General features: G+C 40.8%; 6 protein-coding genes. All 6 read right to left on the bottom strand.

Features of this window, described 5'->3' with window-relative positions; translation table 11 throughout:
• Positions 1-164: 164 nt before the first annotated feature.
• Positions 165-524 carry a response regulator transcription factor gene (locus NJ959_RS24150; RefSeq protein ID WP_254014300.1) on the bottom strand — a complete coding sequence of 120 codons (360 nt, stop codon included), beginning with the start codon at positions 522-524 and terminating at the stop codon, positions 165-167.
• Positions 525-601: 77 nt separating this feature from the next.
• Positions 602-1,876 (bottom strand): response regulator, encoded by a 1,275-nt coding sequence (locus tag NJ959_RS24145; protein ID WP_254014299.1) that lies wholly within the window; start codon positions 1,874-1,876, stop codon positions 602-604.
• Between the two features lie 453 nt (positions 1,877-2,329).
• Positions 2,330-3,547 carry a response regulator gene (locus NJ959_RS24140; protein ID WP_254014298.1) on the bottom strand — a complete coding sequence of 406 codons (1,218 nt, stop codon included), beginning with the start codon at positions 3,545-3,547 and terminating at the stop codon, positions 2,330-2,332.
• A 452-nt stretch (positions 3,548-3,999) separates the two neighbouring features.
• A complete protein-coding gene (locus NJ959_RS24135) occupies positions 4,000-4,749 on the bottom strand; it encodes an urease accessory protein UreF (protein ID WP_254014301.1) in 750 nt (249 codons plus the stop codon).
• Between the two features lie 194 nt (positions 4,750-4,943).
• The gene (locus NJ959_RS24130; RefSeq protein WP_254014297.1) at positions 4,944-5,420 is read right to left on the bottom strand and encodes a DUF4168 domain-containing protein; all 477 of its coding nucleotides are present in this window, start codon (positions 5,418-5,420) and stop codon (positions 4,944-4,946) included.
• An 88-nt stretch (positions 5,421-5,508) separates the two neighbouring features.
• A partial coding sequence (gene holA / locus NJ959_RS24125; protein WP_254014296.1) for a DNA polymerase III subunit delta occupies positions 5,509-6,506 on the bottom strand: 998 nt, incomplete at its 5' end.

Here is a 6,506-nt window from a genome sequence, read left to right as displayed (position 1 = left end):
GGTTATTGGTTGTTGGTTGTTGGTTATTGGTTGTTGGTTATTGGTTGTTGGTTATTGGTTGTTAACAAATAACTGTCACGGATCCTGTCTCCTATTCTCAAACAATGTAATTAATCCCATCACCAAGAACAAACAACAAATAACAAACAACAAATAACAAACAACTAAGTCAAGTTTTGGATTATTTTAACCAATTCTTGCTGGTCCACTGGTTTAGGTAAGTAGGCATCTGCGCCTAACATTGAACCCCAGAGTTTATCTGCTTCAGTGCCTTTCGTTGAGCAAATCACCACAGGAATTTTTTTTGTTATAGCATTTGTTTTGAGTTCGCGACAGATTTCAAATCCGCTTTGACCTGGTAATATTACATCAAGAATCACTAAGTCTGGTGTCTGAGATTGTAGTTTTATTTTGGCTTCTTCTCCACTGCTAACGCTGATGACACTGATACCCGCTTGGATCAGGTAACCAGTTATGACTTGGGTTTCGGTTAGGCTGTCTTCAACTAAAAGAACTGTTTTCATAATGTAGTTGTTGGTGAGAGGTTACAGATGAGAGGTGAGCGGTTAAAGGTAAAGGGTGAGAGGTTCTTTTCTACCTGTCACCTCTCAGCCCTTACCTCATTTGTTAGATACCTCCGTAAAACTCCCAATACTTTTTCGCTGGTAATTGGCTTGGATAAAAATCCAGAAGAACCTACCATCTTAGCTCGTACCCTATCTACAAGACCATCATTTCCTGTCAGAATAATCACTGGCGTTTCCTTGAATGTAGAAACTCGGCGAATTTGGGCACAGATTTCGTAGCCGTTAGCAATAGGCATAACTAAATCCAGAAAAATCAGGTCTGGTTTGTGTTCGAGTAGCTGAATTAAAGCTTGTACTGAATCCTGAATATTGATGAATCGATAGCCCGCTTGGGATAGAACTTGTCCCATGATCTGGCTATCGGTTTTACTATCATCAATATAGGCGATGAGGGGAGATTTTGAAGCAGGGGGGCGAGGGAGTTTATTCCCTATTTTTCCTATTTCTGCGATCTTGCTTTCTACCCTTTTCTCAGAATGAGAATGCTTATTGTCACAGACTAAATCTTCAATCTCAATCAAATCCATCAACCTATTGCGGATATAGGGAAGAATGGATTGAGTCAGGGGTAATGCTGTCTGGGTTAACTTTACGGCTAAGTCTCTTAAGGTGTAATTACCATCTGCTAAAGTTGTCAGATTGCGATAAGCATGGGATGAAGTTTGCTGGCGCAATTGTTCAGTTTGCACGATTTTAGGAGCCAGATTTGGGGAAATATCTGCTAAGTTTGCATCCTGCCAATCTTGCCAAGCTTGAATCGCTTGTCGCCAAGCTGTATCAGCTCTAATTACAACTAATCCTAAATCCATCGCATCTTGAGGAATTGGTCTATAGATGAGTTGCAATCCTTTTGTATAACCAATTCTTTCTCCCGCTTGAATAATATCAAATATAATTTCGATTGCATGGCCTTCAATAAGTTCCGCCATCTCCATCACAGGTACTTTTCCCTGTTTGGTGAGTTGGGCTAAACAGTTGTAATCCCAACATTGAGTCCGCTCCCATTCCTGTGCTGTAGAATTGACAATTAGTTGTGGACAATGTAAAGAAAGTTGGCGAAACCAGCGGCGACTTGGATGCCAATCGTTGCTACAACCCACCAAACCGCCCAAGCTAAAATATAGACTGGATAAGTGAGGTTTAGTACCTGTAATCTGCAAATCTAATTTACCTGTAAATTGCTTTGTGGCGCAATCTTGAATCTGTTTTATTAAGTCTTCAGTGGCGAATACTAATTCTTGCCTTCCTATGGGCAATTCCATCGAACTAACAGATGACGGAGTAAGCATTGTTAAAAATCTGAAATTTAAGTTAATTGCTTTAAATAGAGGAAACAAGCGCTAAGACTGTTATTCCGGAAAAAATCTTGGCTTTGTCAGGAGATGGCTACAGCGCCGCCAAACTTTCCCACAGGAAAACCAGCCTCCTCTAGATAGCTGGACAAAAATCTGAAGGCTTGTAGAAGGATAGATAGTAGAATTGAAGACCATGAAAATTCTGTGTTAGTTATTCTCTTGTCGAGGAATTTTGCCTTCATCGATCGACAAAGCGGAAAGCACCCTAAATTGGCTTTTTTTTCCACACCTGACCTCTGAGTTACAGAGTCAAAGCGATTGCAAGAAATCCTTAACCGATTACTCACAGATTAGTAGTATTTAATACTATATTCATAATTAGCACCCAGAGTCATGAGTATTATTACCTAATCAGTGACAAATATTCCGGCTTGAGGTTTCCTCCTCTTAAGATTTGACAGGGCTGGGCGTGGGTAGATGGGTGTTTAAAATTTTCAGTACCTCCTCCCGCTTAATCGGCTTGGTTAAAAAGCCTGATGCACCCACTATCTTTGCCCGCGTCCGATCAATAACACCATCCTTGCCAGTTACAATAATTACTGGCGTATCTTTAAACAACGGAATCCGGCGAATTTGGGCACAGATTTCAAACCCGTTGGTAATTGGCATGATTAAATCCAAAAAGATCAGATCTGGTTTGTGGGATAGTAATGTCGATATGGCTTGGTATCCATCCTGAATCGTGATGCACCGATAACCACCGTTGGTGATAATGTGATTTATTGCTATATTATCAACCCGGCTATCATCGATACATGCGACTAAAGGACTAATTGATGAAGGTTTATAACCTGAAGTATTAAGATTATCTGCTTCGAGCTTTTTCGACTCTTTCATATCATTATCTAGAGGGAGATTAATAGTAATATTTAAGTCCTCCACCTCAATCAGTCCGATTAACTCTTGACGGATGTAGGGTAACATTGGTTGAATCAGGAGTAATAGGTTCCGATTCAACTTTACTGCTAAATCCCTAAACGTCAAATTCCCATCTGCTAAGGAAAGTAGGTTCCGGTAAATCAATTCTGAAGTTTGGCTTTGCAATTCTTCCGGTTGTAAGACTCTGGGAGCTAAGTTTGGAGATACCTCTGTTAATCCCCCTCTCTGCCAAGCTTCCCACAACTGCATAGCTTGTCGCCACGTTTCGTTAGCTTGCAAGACAACTAAGGGTGAATCTATGATAATTTGAGGAATCCAACTATAGTTCACTCCCAACTTTGAATCAGAGCTTTGTTGTGCAAATAGTTGGATTATGTCGAAGAAAATCTCGATGAGATTACCTTCAATAACCTCTCTCATCTGCTCCTGCGATATTTTCTCTTCCTTTACTAGTTTAACTAGGAATCGGTAATTCCCATCTTGTTTATGGAATTCCTGAGCAATCGGATCTCCAGTCAATTGTGGACAGTGGCGAGAGAGCTGTCGATACCAACTACGCATTGGATGAATGCTACTGCCACCGGAGATTAAACCACTCCAAAAATAGATCCTCCATTTTTTCTTTTCGGAAACTGCTACCTCTAACCAACCTGTAAATTGTTCGATTGCCCTATAAATAATTTGCTGGATTAAATCGTCGGTTGTAACTATTTCGGAAGTTGTCATAGGGGGCTAGTAACTATTTTAAAGATTTCAGTTTTTTTGAACATAAAAGTTAAGGTACAAGTTATTTTAGTGTTTTCTATATCCACTAAATTCCTAATACAGCAGATTGCCTGTTTATTAAGTACACCTCAGATACTTGAAAATTGCTGTAATATTCTTGATTACCAGTATTTACTCCCGATCTTGGATAATTAACTGGTGCAACTGTAACTTGCCCATCCTTTCTTGTAGATGCAATTCCAGGTAATTAAACCAAAGTCTTATTGAAGCTTGGTTTAATTTTTATGAATTTGGTGGTTTTGCTTCCCTGATTATGCTATTATATGCTCCCTATCTCTAGGATGCCTCAGCTTAATGGCTGAATTTCACTATTGATTACAATACCTCATCATCGGTCTATGTGAAAGAATGTAAAATAAATTCATAACTTAGTTACAAAACTTTACATTATGCTAACTCCGAAATAATCTGGTGTACTGAGTTTCATGAGCCATAGAAGAGAGAGCCAATCCCCAGCTACAACTGCTTAAGTCTCTATCCTCTAAGGCTAAAACCTCTTGAGTGACAAGGGAAAGCTGAGGATAAACTTCTAAGAGGAGTTGTTGGCCGATGGTTTGCCCGAGGGGAATGAGCTTAACACCAGCACCAATTAGATTGGATGCCCAGCTATGGAGGTAGCCCAGGCAAGCAGCGGTAAGATCGATTTGCCAGTAAGCTGCAGCAATACCGAATGCGATCGCATAATTACAGGGTACACCAGCAGCCGATACTAAATCTGGTAAAGATATGTTATTGTAACTTGGGCTGGAGTTGTGTAAATCTAGGAGTAACTTAATCAGAGAGTTACCCATTTGCCAACTTTGCGATCGCAATTCAGCAGTTTCTTTTGCTGCCGAAGCCCAAGCATTCCAATAGCTCAAAGCTGTCAAATCGCTCTGAGTGACGCTTTGATAAGCTCGGAGCATCATCGCTGATTCCAATCGAATGGCACCATAGCGTAGGGATTGTTCCAGCCATTGTGATAAAGTGTTGCGATGCCGAAGGCTGGCGTTGCCATCGCAAATTATACCCCGATCTACTAAAGTTTCCAATCCTTCAGAATAACTATAAGCTCCCACGGGCAAGGTTGGGCTAGCGAGTTGCAAAAGATGTAAAATCGTTGGTTGTTGGTTGTTGGTTGTTGGTTGTTGGTTGTTACTCATTACCAATAATATGTAGGGGCGCAGGATTCGGGGGATAACCTCTCGGATTAACCGTAAATCAAGAATACGAATGCTTCGCCCTGCCCGATAGCCGTTTATCCATGGCACTACGACAAACATTGGGGGGAGCCTGATTAGATTTTTCAGAAGTCACTGATTTAGGAGATTGGTTAAATAGACAAAACTAACAAACTTTACTGCAACTGACGCATTCTATCTTTAATCTTTTGTCGTAAATTAGGATCGTTATCTGCCATTTGGGTAATTTGGTTAAATCTCGCTGGACTTAAATAATTAACCACTATTGCTGAAGCTTGTCTGCAATAATTTTCAGCAATCTGTCGTGCTTCTGCTGGATTAAGCCTGCTAATACTTTCAGCACGATAACATTCAATATCTGGCACAGCACCACTCATAATTTTTTTAATTTCGTTATAGGCATTTTGACGGAGTGGCTCCATAGCTAAGACAGCTTTAGTATAACCAGTTATCTCAGCGTCAGTCGGTGCTGTTTGAGCGTAGACTGAACTACTGAAGACTAGGGTATGGGAGTCTTTATAGATCCCTGGTGTTACGCCAGATAATACGCCAATTGCAGCAAGTGTTACCACAACCAGAGATTGGGCGAAAATGTTGTGGGAGTAGAGTCGAGATAGGGAAGACTTGATCATCACAATTCCAGACGACTAAAAAATCAGTCACTAATAATTCTAGGGTGCTAGTTTTTCTGAACTATTTTATCGGTTATAAGTTCCCCATTCACCAATCCTTACAGACTTGGCAAAGTTGGATAACTTTTGTTTGCAAGGTTGAAAGGGCATCGGCTCCACGTTTGAGGCTCACTTCTAAGTCTAGGAGTACCTCTAGGGTTGAGGTAAGCTGAGTCAGGGAGAGGGGTTGGACTTCTTTGCTCAGGAAGTAAATGCGTTTGGGATTGGGTATCTCAGCGGCAGTTGCGATCGCTTTTTGGTCTTTTTCTCCTTCACTCACCATTAGTTTAACCCATAACCAGGTACGAAATTGCCCGATTAAGGTGGCAACAATTCTCAATCCTGGTTCATTTTTGTTAATTAATTCAGTAACTAATGCTAAGGCTTTGGCACTATCTCCTTTGAGAATTGCTGCTGCTAATTGTAAACTGTTTTGTGTATTGCACGTTACTAAAGCAGCTACCTGATTTTCGTTGATAGATTGAGTTGAATCACCTACAGAGAGACGCAATTTTTCTAGTTCATTGCGAAGTTGTCTGGTGTCGTTCCCTACTGATTCTGCCAAGAGTGTCACAGCCGTAACGGTTAGTTTAACTTTAACAGTTTGAGCGTATAATTTTACCTGTTGCTCTAACTCTTCTGTCTGCCATGGTGGAATAAGGGAAAATTCACGAGATGAGGCATATTTTTGCAGGAGTTTCGTGGATTTCAGACGGCTATCGGGTTTATTTCTAGTTGTCAGGAGTAAAATTGATGTTGGGGGAATTTGGGGTAGGGTTCGTTCTAATTCTGAGTAACTCTGTTCGGGACATTGCTGACATACTGTTGTATCGAATAACCAGACTAAACGCTTCCCCATACCAAAGGGTGGAGTCATGACTTGATTAAGTGCTTCAATAACCCCATCGGATCTCTCTGGAGGAATTTTATCATAGTTAAAACTTTCCCAGTTGGGATCGAGGACAGACTCGCGGAGTTGCTTGACTGCTTCTGCTATGGCAAAGTCATCTTCTCCCCAATAGAGGTATACTTGTTCTTTATTATTGG

It is taken from the genome of Limnofasciculus baicalensis BBK-W-15 (genome assembly GCF_024178385.1).
GTDB classification, from domain to species: Bacteria; Cyanobacteriota; Cyanobacteriia; order Cyanobacteriales; family Coleofasciculaceae; genus Limnofasciculus; species Limnofasciculus baicalensis.
Note: the sequence above shows the minus strand (reverse complement) of the source record. Positions and strands in the feature narration are given on the sequence as shown.